This is a genomic window from Ruegeria sp. CDSC054, assembly GCF_059610645.1.
This window is the reverse complement of the sequence record NZ_JBXWOA010000003.1, coordinates 326,055-345,293: the sequence shown is the minus strand read 5'-3', so window position 1 is coordinate 345,293 and position 19,239 is coordinate 326,055. Positions and strand designations below refer to the sequence as shown.

Annotated in this window: 15 protein-coding genes; 11 read left to right on the top strand and 4 right to left on the bottom strand. The window is 58.4% G+C overall.

Features of this window, described 5'->3' with window-relative positions:
• Positions 1 to 5: 5 nt before the first annotated feature.
• The 9 genes from ribB to AC2FGC_RS09355 all read left to right on the top strand — a co-directional run bounded on the left by ribB (position 6) and on the right by AC2FGC_RS09355 (position 12,202).
• Positions 6 to 653: a 3,4-dihydroxy-2-butanone-4-phosphate synthase gene (ribB, locus tag AC2FGC_RS09395; RefSeq protein ID WP_496724883.1), complete on the top strand. Its 648-nt coding sequence runs from the start codon at positions 6 to 8 to the stop codon at positions 651 to 653.
• A gap of 48 nt (positions 654 to 701) precedes the next feature.
• Positions 702 to 1,079: a nuclear transport factor 2 family protein gene (locus AC2FGC_RS09390; protein WP_496724882.1), complete on the top strand. Its 378-nt coding sequence runs from the start codon at positions 702 to 704 to the stop codon at positions 1,077 to 1,079.
• A gap of 26 nt (positions 1,080 to 1,105) precedes the next feature.
• Positions 1,106 to 2,494: an amidase family protein gene (locus AC2FGC_RS09385; RefSeq protein WP_496782156.1), complete on the top strand. Its 1,389-nt coding sequence runs from the start codon at positions 1,106 to 1,108 to the stop codon at positions 2,492 to 2,494.
• A 38-nt stretch (positions 2,495 to 2,532) separates the two neighbouring features.
• Positions 2,533 to 4,182: a long-chain-fatty-acid--CoA ligase gene (locus AC2FGC_RS09380; protein ID WP_496782155.1), complete on the top strand. Its 1,650-nt coding sequence runs from the start codon at positions 2,533 to 2,535 to the stop codon at positions 4,180 to 4,182.
• A 23-nt stretch (positions 4,183 to 4,205) separates the two neighbouring features.
• The gene (locus AC2FGC_RS09375; protein ID WP_496724876.1) at positions 4,206 to 5,387 is read left to right on the top strand and encodes an acetyl-CoA C-acyltransferase; all 1,182 of its coding nucleotides are present in this window, start codon (positions 4,206 to 4,208) and stop codon (positions 5,385 to 5,387) included.
• On the top strand, positions 5,388 to 7,685 hold the full coding sequence (locus AC2FGC_RS09370; protein ID WP_496782153.1) for a 3-hydroxyacyl-CoA dehydrogenase/enoyl-CoA hydratase family protein: 2,298 nt from the start codon (positions 5,388 to 5,390) through the stop codon (positions 7,683 to 7,685).
• A gap of 12 nt (positions 7,686 to 7,697) precedes the next feature.
• A complete protein-coding gene (locus tag AC2FGC_RS09365; protein WP_496724872.1) occupies positions 7,698 to 9,467 on the top strand; it encodes an acyl-CoA dehydrogenase family protein in 1,770 nt (589 codons plus the stop codon).
• Between the two features lie 141 nt (positions 9,468 to 9,608).
• The gene (locus AC2FGC_RS09360; RefSeq protein ID WP_496782151.1) at positions 9,609 to 10,745 is read left to right on the top strand and encodes an LLM class flavin-dependent oxidoreductase; all 1,137 of its coding nucleotides are present in this window, start codon (positions 9,609 to 9,611) and stop codon (positions 10,743 to 10,745) included.
• 287 nt (positions 10,746 to 11,032) lie between these two features.
• The gene (locus tag AC2FGC_RS09355; protein WP_496782149.1) at positions 11,033 to 12,202 is read left to right on the top strand and encodes an amidohydrolase family protein; all 1,170 of its coding nucleotides are present in this window, start codon (positions 11,033 to 11,035) and stop codon (positions 12,200 to 12,202) included.
• Positions 12,203 to 12,407: 205 nt separating this feature from the next.
• On the opposite strand, the gene AC2FGC_RS09350 is transcribed toward AC2FGC_RS09355, so the two are convergent.
• The 4 genes from AC2FGC_RS09350 to AC2FGC_RS09335 are packed head-to-tail and all read right to left on the bottom strand — an operon-like array spanning position 12,408 to position 17,467.
• Positions 12,408 to 13,556: an acetyl-CoA acetyltransferase gene (locus AC2FGC_RS09350; protein WP_496782147.1), complete on the bottom strand. Its 1,149-nt coding sequence runs from the start codon at positions 13,554 to 13,556 to the stop codon at positions 12,408 to 12,410.
• Positions 13,557 to 13,567: 11 nt separating this feature from the next.
• A complete protein-coding gene (locus AC2FGC_RS09345; protein ID WP_496724864.1) occupies positions 13,568 to 13,981 on the bottom strand; it encodes a Zn-ribbon domain-containing OB-fold protein in 414 nt (137 codons plus the stop codon).
• A gap of 16 nt (positions 13,982 to 13,997) precedes the next feature.
• Positions 13,998 to 15,626 carry an acyl-CoA dehydrogenase family protein gene (locus tag AC2FGC_RS09340; RefSeq protein WP_496782145.1) on the bottom strand — a complete coding sequence of 543 codons (1,629 nt, stop codon included), beginning with the start codon at positions 15,624 to 15,626 and terminating at the stop codon, positions 13,998 to 14,000.
• A complete protein-coding gene (locus AC2FGC_RS09335) occupies positions 15,623 to 17,467 on the bottom strand; it encodes a feruloyl-CoA synthase (protein WP_496766256.1) in 1,845 nt (614 codons plus the stop codon). The genes AC2FGC_RS09340 and AC2FGC_RS09335 overlap by 4 nt, the downstream gene beginning before the upstream one ends.
• 208 nt (positions 17,468 to 17,675) lie before the next feature.
• Here AC2FGC_RS09335 and AC2FGC_RS09330 point away from each other — a divergent pair, with 208 nt between their 5' ends.
• Positions 17,676 to 18,437 (top strand): SDR family NAD(P)-dependent oxidoreductase, encoded by a 762-nt coding sequence (locus AC2FGC_RS09330; RefSeq protein ID WP_496766258.1) that lies wholly within the window; start codon positions 17,676 to 17,678, stop codon positions 18,435 to 18,437.
• A gap of 9 nt (positions 18,438 to 18,446) precedes the next feature.
• A complete protein-coding gene (locus AC2FGC_RS09325; protein WP_496782143.1) occupies positions 18,447 to 19,217 on the top strand; it encodes a crotonase/enoyl-CoA hydratase family protein in 771 nt (256 codons plus the stop codon).
• The last annotated feature ends 22 nt before the right edge of the window (positions 19,218 to 19,239 follow it).

Sequence of the window (19,239 nt, the reverse complement as noted above, 5' to 3'; positions counted from 1 at the left end):
AGACCGTGTTCGATCTGCATGAAGTTTATCAGCTGTCGCCCATCGAAGAGATCATTACGGATTGCGAACAAGGCCGTATGGTAATTCTTGTCGACGATGAAAACCGCGAGAATGAGGGCGATCTGGTGATCCCCGCCGCCTGCGCGGATGCGGCCGCGGTAAATTTCATGGCACGCTTTGGTCGGGGTTTGATCTGCATGGCCATTCCGCCCGAACGGGCCGAGCAGTTCAGTCTTGGACCGATGACAGCGTTGAACACGGATCCACATCATACGGCGTTCACCATTTCGGTGGATGCGAAAGAAGGCACGACCACCGGCATTTCCGCCAGCGACCGGGCGCGGACCATTGCACTTTTGGCATCCGACAGCGGCTCTTCGGTCGATCTGGTTTCGCCCGGGCATCTGTTTCCATTGGTGGCGAGACCGCACGGTGTGCTGGAACGCGAAGGCCACACCGAAGCCGCAGTTGATCTGGCCCGCCTGTCCGGGCAGGGGGATGCCGGCGTGATCTGCGAAATCATGAATAATGACGGTGAAATGGCGCGCCTGCCGGATCTGCTGGAATTTGGGGCCCGGCACGGCCTTAAGGTCGGCACAATCGAAGACCTCAAACGGTTTCGCCAGGACCTGCTTTCCAACAAGGCCGCCTGACAGCCAATACCACCTGCGTTTCAAGACACTCATGACCGAGGATATCCAATGACCGCATTTGCCGAGATCGAAACCCTGATGCAGGCGTATATCGAAAACCTGCATGACGGAGACATCAGCAAGACCGACCAGATGTTTCTGCCGGAATGTGATCTTTGCTGCGCCAACGAGGATGGCAGTTATATCCAAATGACGCTGGAGAAATACAAAGAGGTCATCGGCGGTCGCGAAAGCCCGAAATCCAAGGGCTATCCTGTCTATGGGCACACAATCTCGATCGATCAATCAGGGCCGAATACAGCCTTTGTCAAGATCGACTGCGCCGTGCAGCCGCGATACTTCATCGACTACCTGTCGCTGATCCGCACCGGCGAGGGCTGGAAGATTGCGGCCAAGGTCTATTACGTCCAGCGCACCGAAGACTGATCCCCTCTATCTGATCGAGCCCCCGAATGACCGCCCCATATTCCCAACTTTCGGCGCGTGCCATGGTGCAGGCCTTTGCTCGGCTGGAGCTGTCTCCGGTCGAGGTCACGCAGGCAGCGCTGGCCCGTATTGAGTCGGTAAATCCTAGTATCAACGCGATTTACCACGTGGACGCCGAGGGCGCGCTTGAAGCGGCCCGGGCGTCTGAGAAACGTTGGCACGACAACATACCAATGGGGCCGCTGGATGGCGTGCCGACAACAGTCAAGGACGCAATGGATTGCATCGGTATGCCCGCTTATCGCGGCTCGGCGGCGGGTGAGGCATCGGTCAGCACAACCGATCATCCCACGGTAGCACGCATGCGTGAGGCCGGTTCCGTGATCCTGGGCAAGAATACCATGTGCGATTACGGCATTCTTGCAGGTGGAGTGAGCTCAAAGCATGGGGTTACCCGCAATCCATGGGATGTATTGCGCACGACAGGCGCATCATCTTCGGGCGCGTCGGCCAGTGTTGCCGCTGGGATCGAGCCGGTTTCGATTGGGACCGACATCGTGGGATCCATCCGTCTGCCAGCCTCGTATTGCGGCCTGGCCGGGCTGAAGCCCAGCCAGGGGCGAGTGCCCTATTACGTCTGCAACAGCCCGGCGATCACGGCGGGGCCGTTGGCCCGCAATTTTGGCGACGTCGCGCTGCATATGAATGTTCTGACCGGAGAGGATACGCGCGATTTCGCGGCATTGGCACGGGACGGCGCGAACTATGTTTCGCGCCTGACGCGCGGCGACCGCAAAGGCATGTCGGTTCTGGTTATCCCCGAGCTGGGCTTGGGCGAACCGGTGGCGGAAGATGTTCAGGCAGCGCTGGAACGGACGGCACAGGTTTTGCGGGATATGGGCGTTCAGGTCACCTATCTTGAAACCGCGCCGTTCAGCCGAACGGACTGGGAACCCGCCGAGGCGTTCTACAAAATACGTACCCTGTCCGAACTGATGCGCCAACCCGAGGCCGAACGGGGGAAAACGCCCTATATTCGCGACTGGACCAACGGTGCACGCGCATTGTCCGCTGTTGAGCATCAGCGGAATTTCGACCACACGCAGGTGTTGCGCGAACGTGCGTTGGCGCTGATTGACGGCCATGATTTTGTCTTGCTGCCATCGACACCGAACACCGCCTTTGCTGCGGACCTGCCGGGGTCTGACCCCGATAAGCCGTTCGAAAGCTGGGCTAATACCTTCCTGTTCAACCTCACTGAGCAACCGGCATCCAGTATTCCGGTCGGACTAGACCGCAACGGGCTGCCGATCGGTATGCAACTGGTCGGACGCCGCTTTGACGATCTGGGCGTTTTGCAAATGTCGTGGCGGATCGAACGGGACATCGGAGAAATGCCGCCTGCGCCTCTGTGACGGACGCAGATGCAGAAAAACACATTGAGAGGCAAAAAATGAGCGCAGAAAAAACGACGATTCCCGGTCAGATCATGACGATGCCACTGACGGTGACCAGCATTTTCCGTCATGGCATGCGTGCGCATCCCGAGGCGGAGATTGTCTGGCGCAACTCGGACATGGCGATTGATCGCTACAGCTTTGCGGATATGGGGCGACGGACCCAACAACTGGCGCACGCTTTGACCGAACTTGGTGTGGGGCCGGGTGACCGCGTCGCGACGCTGGCCTGGAACAACAATCGGCATCTGGAACTCTATTATGCATTGGCTTGCATCGGTGCGATTTGCCACACGATCAATCCGCGCCTGCATCCCGATCAGATCGCGTTTATTATCAACGACGCCGAAGACACGCAAATGTTCTTCGACACGACTTTTGCGCCGCTGATCGATGCTGTCTCGGCCCGCTGCCCCAGCGTTCAGGCCTGGTTCAGCCTGACTGGCCCGGATCAGGTGCCGCAGATGAAGACCCTGGTCCTTGACTACGAATCTCTGATCGCGGGCAAGCCCGAGGTTTATGACTGGCCCGAACTGGATGAGAACGCGGCCATGGCGCTGTGTTACACATCTGGCACTACAGGCAATCCCAAAGGCGTTTTGTATTCCCATCGTGGGACCGTGCTGCACGCCATGGGCGTGTCTGGCGGCGACTGGCTTGCGCTCAGCTCGCGTGATGCCACTTTGCCCGTGGTGCCGATGTTCCACGCCTGTGCCTGGGGTATTCCCTATGCGGCCCTGATGAACGGCACCAAACTGGTTATGCCCGGACCGGGCATGGATCCGGCCCCGCTGCGCGAACTTATGGACGACGAAGAGGTCACGATGATCTCGGGTGTGCCGACTGTCTGGCTGGGCTTGTTCGAATATCTGGATCAGCAGGGCGCCACGCTAAAAACAGTCAAACGCGCGATGATGGGAGGTTCAGCGGCACCTCTGTCACTGATCGAGCAGATCGAAAAAGGCCACGGTATCGACGTGGTGCATGGCTGGGGTATGACCGAGCTGAGCCCCGTCGGCACGCTTTCGGTGCCCAAATGGGGCGAGGATAAACTGCCAATCGACGACCGTCTTGCGCTGAAGACCAAACAGGGCCGTGCGCTTTATGGGGTCGAGATGCGCATCGTTAATGACGAAGGCGAGTTGCTGCCGCATGACGGCGTTGCCTCGGGTATGTTGCAGGTGCGCGGCCACTGGGTTGCCGAAAGCTATTGGGATGGGGCCGGTGCTGATGCCTTTACCGAGGACGGTTGGTTCATCACCGGTGATGTCGCGGCGATCGACCCGAAAGGCTATCTGCGCCTGACCGACCGAACCAAGGACGTGGTCAAATCGGGCGGCGAGTGGATTTCCTCGATCGATCTGGAAAACATCGCCATGAGCCACCCGGAAATTCTGGAGGCCGCCTGTATCGCCGCCAAACACCGAAAATGGGATGAGCGCCCGCTGATCGTTGCTGTCAGGCGTGAGGGCTCGGATGTCAGCCGCGAGGATGTCCTGACGCTCTACGAGGGTCAGATCGCCAAGTGGTGGACGCCCGACGACGTGGTGTTCCAGGCCGAGCTTCCGCACACCGCGACCGGCAAAGTTTCAAAGCTGCATCTGCGTGAGCAATACGCCGACTACAAGCTGCCCACTGACATCTAATACTTCCTTAAAGGATCAATCTAATGCGTTCTGCTGTAATCGTTTCGACCGCCCGTACTGCAATTGGCAAAGCCTTTCGTGGTGCTTTCAACGACACTCACCCCGCCGTTTATGGTGGCCATGCTGTCGCCGAGGCGGTCAAACGCGCCGGTGTTGACCCGTCTGAAATTGAGGACGTGATCATCGGCAATGCCGTTCCCGAAGGTGCAAACGGCGGCAATCTGGGTCGTCAGGTCGCCATGCGCGCCGGTCTACCCGTGACCGCGTCGGGTCAAACCATCAACCGGTTCTGCTCGTCCGGTCTTGAGGCCCTGACGCGCGCCTGTTCTCGGGTCATGGTGGATGGCTGTGACGTTGTTGTTGGCGGCGGAGCGGAAAGCATTTCACTGGTGATGGGCCGCGATAACACCTATCGCCTGAAAGAGGACTGGATCGCGCAGAATATTCGTGGGTTCTACGATCCGATGATCGCGACCGCCGATACTGTGTCCGAACGCTATGGCATCACCCGCGAGGCGCAGGATGCGTTTGCCCTGCAATCTCAGCAGCGCACCGCCGCGGCGCAGGCTGCGGGCAAGTTCGATGACGAGATAGTGCCAATCACGGTCACCAAGGCAAACAAGAACAAGGAAACCGGCGAGATCACCTATGAAGAGGTCACGCTGTCGCGGGACGAGTGCAACCGTCCTTCGACCACGCTGGAAAGCCTGCAGGGTCTTACCCCAGTGATGGGCGAGGACAAGTGGATCACGGCTGGCAACGCCTCGCAATTGTCCGACGGTGGCTCGGCGCAGGTCGTGATGGAAGAGAAGCTGGCTGAAAAGCGCGGGCTCGAGCCGTTGGGTCGCTACATGGGCTATGTCGTCGCGGGTTGTGAGCCCGATGAGATGGGTATCGGTCCGGTGTTTGCAGTGCCGAAATTGCTGGAACGCAATGGCCTCAAGATGGACGATATCGGCCTGTGGGAATTGAATGAGGCCTTTGCATCGCAAGCCCTGTATTGCCGTGACAAGCTGGGCATCCCGAATGAGATCCTGAACGTCGATGGCGGCGCGATTTCCGTGGGCCACCCCTATGGTATGTCGGGCACGCGTATGGTCGGTCACGCGCTGATCGAGGGTAAGAAACGCGGCGCGAAGTACATCGTTGCCACTATGTGCATCGGCGGCGGCATGGGTGCTGCTGGTCTGTTCGAGGTTCTGTAAATGACTGCGATCAAAAAAGTTGCTGTCATCGGCTCGGGCGTGATGGGGGCAGGCATTGCCGCCCATTTCGCCAATGCAGGTGCCGAAGTCGTTTTGCTGGACATCGTCCCAAAGGATGCCGAAGACCGCTCGATGTTGGCCAAAGGTGCCATTGCACGCATGACCAAGGGCCGCGCGCCGCAACTGGCCGACCCGGCCTATGCGGCCCGGCTGACAGCGGGCAATCTGGATGATGATCTGGATCAGCTTTCGACCTGTGATTGGGTGGTTGAGGTCGTTCTGGAAGACCTCGCCATCAAACACGGGCTCTATGCGAAAATTGCGCCTTACCTGCGCGACGATGCACTGCTGAGCTCGAACACCTCGACCATTCCGCTGGCCGATTTGGTCAACCAAATGGATGACAGCCTGCGCAAGCGGTTCATCATCGTGCATTTCTTCAACCCGCCGCGCTATATGCGCCTGATTGAGCTTGTGACCGGACCGGACACAGATCCGGCTGCTGCGGAACGTGCGCGTGCGTTCAGCGATGAACGCCTCGGCAAAACCGTCGTGCCCTGCAACGACCGCCCCGGTTTCATCGCCAACCGTCTGGGCGGGCTGTGGATGAACGCCGCTGCCCGCGAGGCCGTGGCGCGTGGCATCACAGTTGAAGAGGCTGATACAGTGCTGGCCCGTCCCTTCGGCGTGCCCGGAACGGGTGTATTCGCGTTGATGGACCTGATCGGTATCGACCTGATGGGCAAATCGCGCCTGTCTATGCGCAATCTGCTTGAGGCTGATGATCCGCAGCAATTCCATACCGACAGTCTGGAGCTGTTCGATCAGATGGCCGCCAAGGGTTTGGCCGGTCGCAAGGTCGGTGCGGGTTTCTATCGCAGATCCAAGGACGAAAATGGCAAACCAGTCGCCGAAGCCGTTGATCTGGCAACGCTAGAGTATCGTGCGCAGGCCAAGGGTCCGGAGTCGGCCAAAAGCTTTGGTGTCGACTTTATTGATCAGGCCGGTGATCGGTTGGCTGATTTTGCCTGGGCCGTAATGGGGCCGACTTTGTCTTACGCAGCATACTGCGTGCCCGAGATTACCGCCAACCCGGCGGATATCGATGCAGCGATGGATCTGGGATATAATTGGCGTATGGGCCCATTCAAGCTGATCGACAAGATTGGTGCGGACAAGATTGTGGCTCGCTTGAAGGCCGAGGGTCAGGACGTGCCGCCCTTGCTGGCGCTGGCCGCTGAACGCGGCGGGATTTATTCAGGCCAGGGCCGTGACCGTAAGGTGCTGTTGCCTTCGGGCGAACAGGCGGACGTGCCGCGTGGCCCCGGGGTGATCTTTGCATCTGACCTGACGGATGCTCCGGTGTTCCAGACCGAGGCCGTTGTGCTGCGCGATATGGGTGATGGTGTCGCTCTGCTGACGATCACGGCACCTAATGCGGCTTTGGATGATCAGGTGATGACAGGTGTGAGCGAAGCACTGGACGTTGTAGGCCGAGACTTCAAAGCGATGGTCATCGGGTCGGACGGCAACCACTTTTCTGTGGGCGCGAACCTAAAAAAAGCGCTGGATCGTGCTGATGCGGGGGAATTGGATCTGGTCGAAGGGCAACTAGCCATCGGTCAGGCCACGATGCGCAAGATTAAATACGCGCCGTTCCCGGTTGTCTCGGCCGCCTGTGGTCTGGCCCTTGGTGGCGGCTGCGAAATCCTAATGCACTCGGATCGGGTCATGGCCGCTTTGGAAAGCAATATCGGGTTGGTCGAGGCCAATGTTGGCCTGCTGCCCGCGTGGGGCGGAACCACAGCCCTGTTGCTGCTCAAGGCGGCGGAGTTGGGTGATCCGGTCAAAGGGGCCGAGGCTGCGTTCGATGTGATTTCTGTGGCGCTGATGACCGGCTCTGCCCCGATGGCGCAACACGCGGGCTATCTGCGCGCGACGGACGGCGTTGTCATGAACCGCGACCGCCTTCTGGCCGAGGCCAAGGCGGCGGCTCTGGCGCTGGCTGACGGGTACAAACCCGCGCCAAAGGCCGAGATCACGCTGGATGCCGCCGCTATCAATGCCGCGCTGGAGCCCAAACTGGCCGCACTGGCCGAGGCTATGCCAGACGCGCCCTACACGGTCGAGATTGCGCGTGAAACGGCGCACGTACTGGCCGGGGGTGAGGGCGGCGTTCTGGATGAAGAAGCGCTGCACAGGCTGGAAGCCGAAGGCATGATGCGCCTGATCCGAAAGGATAAGACAATCGAACGAATGCGCCACACCATGACGACCGGCAAGCCGCTCAAAAACTGAGGGATCATAGGTATGGACTATCAACTCCCGCAGCGGGACATTACTTTTCTGTTGGACGAGGTTCTTGACCTCGACAAAACGCTGGCACTGCCTGGGTATGAGCATTGCGACAAAGATACGTTCTTTGCGGTCGTTGACGCGATCAACGGCTTTGTGCGCGACAACCTCGCCACTTGCAACGAAGCCGGCGACAGCCCGGGCGCGCGGCTGGAAAACGGTCAGGTCTATGCCGCCCCCGGGTTTAGTGATGCCTATAAGGTATTCTGCGAAGACGGCTGGAACGCGCTGGCGCTGGAAGAAGAATATGGTGGCCAACAACTGCCCTTCGTCCTGCATGCCGCCCTGCGTGAAGGGATGGCCGGAACCAATCTGGCTTTTGCCCTGATCCACGAACTGAACTTTGGCGTTGTCGAAGCGCTGATGGCCTATGGGTCGGACGAACAAAAGGCGGTCTATTGCCCTCAGCTGACGTCCGGCAACTGGGCCGGAACCATGAACCTGACCGAGCCGCATTGCGGCACCGATCTGGGCCTGATCCGCACCAAGGCCGTGCGAAATGATGACGGATCTTATGCCATCACCGGTAACAAGATCTTCATCACCTGGGGCGACCACGACATGTCGGAAAATGTCGCCCATCTGATCCTCGCACGGGTCGAGGGCGCTCAGCCCGGACCGCGTGGACTGTCACTGTTTTTGGCACCAAAATACATGCTGGATGCGGACAACAACACGACGGACCAGCAAAACACGATCACCATTGCCGGGATCGAGAACAAGATGGGTATCCACGGATCACCCACCTGCGCGATTTCGTTTGAAGACACCAAGGCCTGGATCGTCGGTGACGAGGGTAAAGGCCTGGCCGCGATGTTCGTAATGATGAACGCCGCGCGCCTGTCGGTCGGCTTGCAGGGGTTGGGCGTGGCTGAGGCCGCTGTGCAAACCGCGTCGACATATGCCCACGAACGTCTTCAGGGGCGCGCGGACGGGGAACCGTTGAACCCGAACGGTCCTGCGGATCCGCTGATTGCCCATGCGGACGTACGCCGCCGCCTGCTGACCGCCCAGGGCGAAATGGACGCTGCCCGTGCGCTGGCCTATTTCGGAGCGGGCCTGTTGGACGAAGCTCATCGTGCCGCTACGTCCGAGCAGCGCAAAGTGGCAGACGCGCGCCTTTCGCTACTGACGCCGGTCATCAAGTCCTACCTTTCGGACATGGGATCGCGAATGGCGAATGAGGCTGTGCAGATGCATGGCGGGCATGGGTTCATCAAGGATTACGGCGTCGAACAGCTGGTGCGTGATGTGCGGATCACTGAAATCTACGAAGGTACCAATGCCGTTCAGGCCCGTGATCTGGTTATGCGTAAGGTGCGCGGCGACAATGGCGCCGCCATCAAGGGTCTGGTGGCCGATATGCTGGACGAGGCGGGCAAACTGGGCGACGACGTCTCTGACTTAAAGAATAACTTGCGCGATGCGGCATCCCGGCTTGGGCGCTCGACCGATTGGGTGCTGGGCACGGCGCAAGGTGACGTGCTGTCCGGGGCGTGCGACTATCTGGAAATCGTGGCGTTGAGCGTATCGGCCTGGATGTCCGCCCGGATTGCACGGGTGGCCACCGCTGCAGCAGGTTCTCAATCGCCAGAATACTATGCGGATCGGGTGGATGCAGCGCGCGCCTTTATGGCGCGGGCATTGCCCCGGGCTGTCAGCCACGAATTGATCATGCAGGCCGGTGAACCCGGCGTTGTATGTCGGGCTGATCGCTGTCTGTAACTCCTCCTTCTTCACAGACAGCGGTTCTAAAGGGCGTTCTGGAAACAGGGCGCCCTTTTTGCGTTTCTTGACCCAAATCAAGTTCCGCTGAGAGGTCATAGAATAGTATTTAGTTAACGGTCACTAATTTTAGGTAATACCATGAAATCCCATATCCTTGTGCAACCCTACATGCGTTCAAAGGGCGAAGATGTCGTTTTGCCGGGCTCGGACCCGGATCGGTATGAAACGCTGTTGGAGCGGACAACCGAGCAGATGAAGTTTGCCGACAAAAATGGGTATGCCGGGTTTTGCATGACCGAGCATCACTTTCAGGTGGAAGGAATCGAAACCACGACCAATCCGCTTTTGTGGAACATGCACATCGCTGCAAACACCAAGAATCTGATGGTGGGGCAGGTGGGTATGGCGCTGACGGCGCATCACCCGATGCGTCTGGCCGAGGATCTGGCAATGATCGATCACATGTCCGGTGGCCGATTGTTCTGTGGGTTTGTTCGGGGCAACACGCCGCGCTGGCTGAATACATTGGCGCAGCATCTTGATATCACAACAACTCAATCTGACCGATCCAAGGAAGATGCCCGGAACCGTCGATTGATGGAGGAAAGTTGGGCCGTGGTCAAAAAGGCCTGGACCAACGAAACCTTCAGTCATCATGGCGAGTTTTGGAACATCCCTGCCGACAACATCACATGGCCCTTCCCCCCGACCGCAAAGTATGGCGGCGAAGGTGCGGTGGACGATAATGGCACGTTGCGCAAAATGGGTATTGTTCCGCGCCCGCGTAAGCGGACCGACGGGCGGGATTTTCCACCGCTTTACGTGCCGTTTTCGTGGTCGATGGAGACAGCGAAGTTCTGGGCCAAGGAAGGCGCCAAGCTGGTGTCTTTTGTGTCCAAGGATGAGTTCATGGATATGACGATGCCGATCTATCTGGAAGAAGCGCACCACCATGGCCATACCGATCTGACGGTTGGAAACACTCTGGTTTTGGGCGGGCATTTGACAATCGGATCGACCGACGCGCAGGCCGAACGGCACTATCGCGATTTCGAGGAACTGTTCAATTTCGCCTATAACGCCCCGCCATATCATGTGCCGATGGGGCGGGTCTGGAAAGGCACCGTAGACCAGGTGATTGATCAGGTTGGTGCATTGAAAGAGAAATACGGGACCGAAGAATTCGTCGTCTGGCATCACGTCGGATACTTCACGCAGGATGAAGAGCTTGAGATGCTGGACAACTACGCCAAAGTCATCAAAGCGTTTTCCTGAACCGGGGCAAAAGGGGCCAACAACCCCCAAGCCGCGGTACTAAACTGCGGCTTGGGGAATGCAGGTTTCTATCTGACAGGCGAGGATTGGTTGGCTCTGGTCAATCAACCGCTCAAGGGTAGCCATTCCCGGCGTAGCGCCAACTAGAAGGCCTTGACACAGGCCTTTAAATATCGCTTGTATACTAATGAAAATGTCTGAAGGAAGCACGACGGCCGAACGGTTACTTGGCGTGCTTTTTTTGATCCAAATATGAACCAGAAATCACACGCCAAATGGGGGATCAGATGGCTGACGCACCAAAAGACACGCCGGAACAGGGTCGCACACTAATCCGCAACATCGGTTTGCTTCTGACCGGTGATCTGGACTCGCCTATTGCGGACAGCGATTGCCTTCTCATCGAAGACGGAGTGATTGTGGGCCTCGAGGCCGGCGATGCGGATCGCATCATCGATGCCTCTGGTTGTGCGGTCGCACCGGGCCTGATTGATGGCCATTGCCACCCGGTTTTCGGCGATTGGACCCCACGCCAAAGCCAGATCGGCTGGATCGAAATGAATGTTAACGGCGGCGTCACAAGCTTTATTTCCGCGGGCGAAGTCCATCTGCCCGGTCGCCCCAAGGATGCCGAAGGCGTTAAGGCATTGGCGATGGTGGCACAACGTTGCTATTCAAATTTCCGCCCGTCCGGTGCCAAGGTTTTGGCGGGAGCGCCAGTGCCTGAACTTGATTTTGATCGCGATTTCTATGCGGCAATAAAGGCGGCCGGTATCCGGCATATTGGTGAGATCGGCCTTGGGACAGTAGCCAAAGGCCCGGACGCGGCACGCGTCACTGGCTGGTGTCGGGAATTGGGAATTGAAACTATTATGCATACTGGCGGCCCTTCGATTGCGGGCTCTCACGATGTTCGAGCTGCAGATGTGCTAGAGGCGCAACCGGACGTAGTCAGTCATATCAATGGCGGACCAACCTCAATTTCGCAGGATGAAATCCGAGAGCTTTGCCGTCACGCGAAAGGAGCGCTTGAAGCGGTACACAATGGTAACGAGAAATCGGTACTTGTGACACTGGAAGGCGCTCTGGCCGAAGGTCGCCTTGCCGATTTTCTGATTGGAACAGATGCCCCAGCGGGGTCCGGCGTACAGCCGAACGGAATGCTGCGAATGGCAACTCTGCTGGCCAGTATTGGCGGATTGCCTGCCGAACAGGCGTGGTGCTGTGGCACCGGAAACGTGGCGAAGAGACGGGATCTTGCACAAGGGATCGTGGCACCTGGCCGCCCAGCCGATTTGGTGTTCATGGACCGCCCTGAAGGATCGGACGGTAAGAACGTTTTGGAAGGCATGGCCGTCGGTAACATCCCCGGAGTTGGGGCTGTTATGATCGATGGTAAGATGCGTACCGGACGGTCGCGCTCGACCCCTCCTGCAGCGCGCGTACCTGTACTTTAAAGACACGGGAAACGTAGGTTTGAAGCCTAAGCCCGGCCGCCAGATTGGCGGTCGGGCTTAGGGCTTTACCAACAAAACGAACTTGGATTGTCTGCTTCAATCGCTAGATGACCCTTGACGAGGGTACGTCTTCGGCAGGTTCCGTTTTATCGTATTAGCAAAATTTCAAGCTTTGGGGGGCGCATTTGCGCCCCATTTTGATCGCTTAAAGCGCAGCTTCGCTGCCCAGAACGGTCGTAAATTCGTTCGAGAACGTGCCGCCGTTGCCGTGGGCAATCGCGATATTTACATCGTCGATCTGACGATCGCCGCCGTCGCCCCGGATTTGGGTCGCAGCCTCGATCAGACAGAACAGGCCGTACATGCCGGGGTGTACGCAACTTAACCCGCCGCCATTGGTGTTTACCGGCAGCGAGCCACCCGGTCCGATGTTGCCATCGGCGACAAAGGCCCCGGCCTCACCTTTCTTCACAAAGCCCATGTCCTCGAGGAACAGCAGCGTATTGATGGTGAAGGCGTCATAAAGTTCGACCACATCCACGTCTTTGGTGGTGACGCCGGCCATCTCGAACGCGCGTTTCGAGCTTTCGGTGGCACAGGTAGTGGTCAGCGTGGCGGCCTGACTGATCTCGCGGTGGGAAATGGCATTGCCGCCACCCAGGAAATAGGCAGGTTTTTCCTGATAATCCTTTGCGCGGTCGGCTGAGGTCACGATGATCGCCGCACCGCCATCCGACATCAGGCAGCAATCCAGAACCGCCAGTGGATCAGCAACCATGGGCGAGTTCAGATACTCCTCCATCGTCAGGTCATCCTGCATTGTCGCATCGGGGTTCAGCTGAGCCCATTTCCGGGCCGAGATGGCAACATGGCCGAAATGCTCTTTGGGTACGTTGAACTCGTGCATATAGCGTTGTGCGGTGAAGGCATACCCCGGCACCGGCACCATTGGTTCATAGGCGCGTTCCCATTGCGGGGTTTCGATCAACCCGTTGAGATCGCGCGCGGATTTCGCGTTCGAGCCGTAGCAGATCAGAACGTTCTTACACAAGCCCGCCTGAATCGCCATGGTGGCTTCGACCAGATAGGACATGAAGGACGATCCGCCCACCATGTCCGAGTTCGCCCAGGTTGGTTTGACGCCCAGATACTCGGCGATCGAGAGGGTGGGGAAGAAGTGGTAGAATGTTCCGCCACAGACGCCGTCGATCTCGGACAGGTCCATACCTGCATCGGTCAGCGCGTTTTGCGTGGCTTTGGCGATCAGTTCCATTGGTGAGGTGTTGGGCGTTTTGCCCAGGCCCCAATAGCCTTTGCCAACGATTGCGGATTTGCCGCGAAGTGCATGTGCCATGATTGAATTCCTTATTCCGCGGGCTTGAAGAACACGGCGGCTTCGCCGGATTTTGCGTTGGGTCCGAAGTCGGGGGTCATGACAACGGCCTGTACTTTCATACCGATGGTGATCGCTTCGTTGTCCACGTCCACAATGCGGCTGAACATGCGCGGGCCTTCGTCCAGATCAATCAGCACGTTGTTGATGTCACCACCGTATTTTGCCGGACGCCGGATGATGGTAGAGGCAAAGACAGTGCCGCGGCCCGAGGCTTCGACCCATTCCAGATCGTCTGCTCCGGTGATGGGGGACAGGGCGCGTGGGTAGAAGTTGTATTCACCGGTGGTTTTTGAGCGTTGGATCAGAAATTTTCCAGCGGCCAGACCGGCACGGAATGCCGCGTCGGCCTGTGGGCTGGCTTCGGGAAGAGTAAAGTCAGTCATGTGTCGTCCTTGATGTTCACGCGGCAAAGATCGCCGCAGAATGCGTGGGTTCTGGATTAAGGATGCGGTGCCGCAACAAACCGGCTTCCGGCAGGATGCGCGCCCGGACATGGGCCGCAGTGGCGCGCAACAATTCGGGCTCCGGGGCATTGTCCGCGGCGGCCTCGAGATCCGCCCAGGCGCGACCAAAATATACCAGCCCGGTCAGCCGCATATAGTCCGAGACCGACGGTCCGATATCCGTATAGCTTTGCATGACTTGGGTTGCGGATTTCCAGGCGTCGATCGCATCGGCCAGCTCGACCGAGCTGGGGCCCGTTGAGGCCAAATCGGCAAAAGCTTGCGCCGCCGCGCCGCCATTTGCGCGGATCGCGCGGCGGGCAACTCCGGTCGCCAGAACGCCGTTGGTGCCTTCGTAAATCGCCATGATGCGGCTGTCGCGCATGATCTGTTCAACGCGGTATTCCTTGCAGAATCCATAGCCGCCGTGGATTTGTACCGCATGGCTTGAGGCCGCGTTGACTGCGTCGGTCGCAAAGGCCTTGCAGGTCGGAGTAAGGATATCCAGCAACCCCTGATCGGCGCCCAAATCCATATCCACAAAAGTGCGATAGACCATCGCCCGGCATCCCAGCGTATAGGCGTAGATATCCAGCAACATCCGCTGAACGTCACCGTGTTCGGTGATCAGCGCCGTGCCTTCTGATGTCGTTCCCTGGCGCCGACCTGCGGCATGCAAACGCGAACGCTGAAAGGCCACGTCCATCTGGCCCACGGCCTGCAGGGCCACATCCAGGCGCTCGGCATTCATCATGGTGAACATGGCGGCCAGACCTTGGCCTTCATGGCCCAACAATTCGGCCTTTGCGCCGTCGAACGCCATCTGACAAGTGGGTGATGCATGCATCCCCATCTTTTCTTCGATCCGCACGGTCTGAACCCGGTTACGTGTCCCATCGGGTAACACGGCAGGGCAGGCGAACAGGCTGAGACCCCTGACCCCCGGTGCCGCATCCGGGGTGCGCGCGAGCACCAGATGCAAGACGTTGTCGGTATAGTCGTGGTCACCGCCCGAAATGAAGATTTTTGTTCCGCTGAGCACGTAGTCATCACCATCGGGCGTAGCGGTTGTTTTGATCCGACCCAGATCTGACCCCGCATCCGGTTCGGTCAGGCACATCGATGCCATCCATTCACCGGACACCAGCGGCGGCAACAGCCGCGCCTTTTGATCGTCATTGCCCGAGGCATTCAGAGTTCGAATGCAGCCCTGCGCCAGGCTCAGCACCATCTCATAGGAAATACACGCGCCAGCCAGCATGTCCGCCAGAACCGCGCCCAGAATGTGTGGCAGTTCTTGCCCGCCAAATTCTTCAGGCGCACAAAGGCCCGGCCAACCGGCATCGGCATAGCGTTTATAGGCGGCAACCATGCCTGGTGGCATCCGCACCCGGCCATTTTCCAAACGCGCGCCGTGTTCCTCGCCGATCATGTCTAAAGGGGCAATTTCGGTGTTGATGAAGCGGCCTAAGGCTGGGATTACGGCCTCGGCCAGATCGTCGCTCCAATCTGGCAGCCGCTCGGGCCGACCGATATGCTTGAGGACGAATGCAATCTCGGCTTCAGAGGCGGTGTAGTCGATCATGTGGCGGCCTTTCCTGATACGATCACATCCGCGGCTCCATCATACAAGCCAGTGACCGCGTCAGCCCGAAGCTCTAGCGCAAGGCGTTGATTGATATAGCCTTTGTCGGTGATCTCGTTCTTTTCAACTGACGGGGCGTCGTGTTCGATGCGAACGCGCTTCACGCGTGTGGCGCTGCCGGTTTGCCCGGCATTGTATGCAGCCAGCTTTTCAGTGAGAAAGGCGCGTATTGCCGGATCGTCGGCATAGCCAGCCAAAGTGTCGCCCCGTCCGGTCAGGACTTTGCATTCATCTACGTTCAGGAACAGCAGCGCACCAATTTCGGTCCGGTCATGACCGGTAATGACGGCATCCGAGGCAATCGGGCTGAGGGCCTGCAGCAATGCAACGCGTAAGTTGCCGACGGCGACCCAAGTGCCGGTCATCAGTTTGAAATTCTCAGAGATGCGGCCATCGAATACGATGCCCTTTGATGGGTCATCTGGATCTTGCAGGCGTCCCGCGTCGCCAGTCAGGAAGTACCCTTCCTCGTCAAACGCCTCGGCGGTTTTTTCGGCGTTGTTCAGATAACCTGTTGTCACATGCGGTCCGCGGACCCGCATTTCCAGCTTGCCACCATTGGGCAGAAACTTCAGCTCGGATCCCGGACCCGGCACCCCGATGACTCCTGCCTTTTCGATGGGGAAGTGCACACATGTGGCCATCATCGCCTCGGTCAGGCCCCAGGCGCTTACAAACGGGATTTTCTCGCCCCTTTCCTGCAGGCCCAATTGTTCCAGACCTTCCCAAAGATGGTCGGGTAGCCCCGCACCAGAGAAAAAGATCAGGTCAAGCCGCTTGAAAAAAGCGTTGCGAAAGGCTGTGTCCTCGCGCAGGACCGGCAAAAGCATGTCAAAACCGCGCGGGACGTTGAAGAACAGAGTGGGCGATACGTCGCGCACGTTGCGAATTGTCTTTTCGATTTCACCCGGCACGGGTTTGCCATCATCAACATAGAAGCTGCCGCCGTTGCGCAGCATCATGTTGAAATTGAAATTGCCGCCGAACGTATGGTTCCAGGGCAGCCAATCAACCACGACAGGTGGGGCGCTTTCCAGAAACGGCCAAATCTGCACCACGGCTTCTTGAGTGGCCAACATCATGCGCTGCGTTACGATCACGCCCTTGGGCAACCCGGTCGAGCCGGAAGTGAACAGAATCTTGGCCAGCGTGTCATGGTCAATCACGGCCCGCGCTTGGGCAACCGGTTCGTCAGCTGTGGCTTCCAGGGCGTGTTCAAATGTCAGTGCGCCATCGTCCGACAGCTGTTCGATGCCTTCCGAGGCGAGAAACTCAAAAGCATGGGCAAAGCCCTTGGCATCATCGGCATAGGCCATACCGGGATTGGTGGTCCGGACGATATGGCGCAGTTTGGCCAGCGACTCGTCGAACAGAGAGTAAGGGACAGAAACCGGCACTACCGGAATGCCCACATGCATAGCAGCCAGCATCAGCAGACCGTGCCGGACCGAGTTGCCTGACAGAATCAAAAGCGGGCGATCTCTACCCAGTCCCTTGTTCAGAAGAAACGCAGCTAGTGAGCGGGTTTGCGTCAAAGCCTCGGAATAGGTGACGCTGATCCATTCACCGTCTGGCCCACGTTCGGCCAGAAACAGGCGATCGGGTGCTTCTTCCGCCCAGCGTTCCAGATATTCAGAAACGCACTGTACATCCACATTCAGCGGGTATGGGCTGCGCAAAACAAAGGCGCCATCGCTTAGGTCTTCTCGCAACACCTTTGAAGGCGCGAATTTTTGGATAGGCACAACACCGTCTTCACTTTGCCGGGCTGAAATGCTCATCTTTCCTCTCCCTGTCATCTGGTCGTCATGGACACGACATGATGCATATTTTGAAAATCAGGCTATCCAAAAAATTGTTAGTATGCAAATGTATTATTGATCGTTCACTAAGTTCTGACTTAACGGGTATGATGCATCAGGAAATCGCGCAAGACCGAAGCCTGATTTCGTTGCGTCATGGCGTACGGGGCACACAGGGAGACATGGAATGAGAATCGAAAACGCATCCGCAATCGTGACTGGCGGTGCTTCGGGGTTGGGGTTCGCGACGGCCGAATATCTTGCATCATGCGGGGCGAAAGTGGCCCTGTTCGACTTGCCCGGCGACAAACTGGACGAGGCCGCAAAGCAGATGGGGGCAATTGCCGCGCCTTGCGACGTCACCAAAGAGGCCCAGGTTGCTGCGGCGCTGGACACGGCAACTGCCGCCAATGGTTTGCCCCGTGTTGTCGTCAATTGCGCCGGCGTAACGCATGGCGAGCGGATCGTAGGGCGCAACGGCCCGGCGGCGCTGGACGGGTTCGCCAGAACGGTTCAGATCAACCTGATTGGCACCTTTAATGTCATGCGCCTGGCGGCTGAGCGGATCATGCAAAATGAACCGCTTGAGGATAACGAGCGGGGGATTATCATCAACACCGCGTCGGCGGCGGCCTTTGAGGGGCAGATCGGGCAGGCGGCTTATTCTGCCTCGAAAGGTGGGGTGGCCAGTCTGACCTTGCCTGCGGCGCGGGAGTTTGCGCGCTCGGGCGTTCGGGTCATGGCGATTGCACCGGGTATCTTCTCGACCCCGATGATGGATTTGCTGCCGCAAGAGATTCAGGACAGTCTGGGTGCCAAGGTTCCCTTTCCGTCGCGCCTTGGGCAGCCGGCTGAATTTGCGCGCTTGGCAGGGCACATGATCGAAAACACCATGCTGAACGGTGAATGCGTGCGTCTGGACGGCGCGATCCGTCTGGAACCCAAGTAAGGCTTTGCAATGGAATATACACATATCACCCCAGAGACAGACGGCCCGGTTGGTATCCTGACGCTGGACCGACCTGCCAAGTTCAATGCGATCAATCACGGGCTGCTGTTCGAGATCGAGCATTATTTTGACACCCTTCCCGATGAGATCGGCGCAGTTGTGATCCGCAGTTCCGGTCAGCACTTCTGTGCCGGGCTGGACCTGTTGGAACATTCGATGCGCGACGCCGCAGGGGCGATGCATGAATGTCGCCTATGGCACCGGATTTTTGACAAGATCGAATACGGCCGGGTTCCGGTTGTGGCCGCAATGAACGGCGGTGTGCTGGGCGGCGGGATGGAACTGGCCATGACCGCACATATCCGCGTCTCGCAGCAGGACACATTCTATGAGCTGCCCGAAGGACGCCGCGCGATCTTTGTAGGTGGCGGCGCAACGGTACGTGTTGGCCGGATCATCGGGGCCAGCCGGATGATGGAGATGATGCTGACCGGCCGCCGCTATGGCTCGGACGAAGGGTTGCAACTGGGGCTGGCACATTATGTTGAGCCGGACGGAACCGTGTTCGACAAAGCGATGGAGCTGGCCCGGCGCGTGACCGAGAACGCACCGCTGTCAAACTACATGATGATGCAGGCGATCACGCGCATCAATGACATGTCGGCCAGTGATGGCTTCTTTACCGAAAGCCTGGCTGCGGCGATTGCCCAATCCTCACCCGAAGCGCGGGCCGGGATGGAGGCGTTTCTGAACAAGACAGGAAAGCGGGACAATCAGTAAGCCCCGAGACACGCGGGATCTG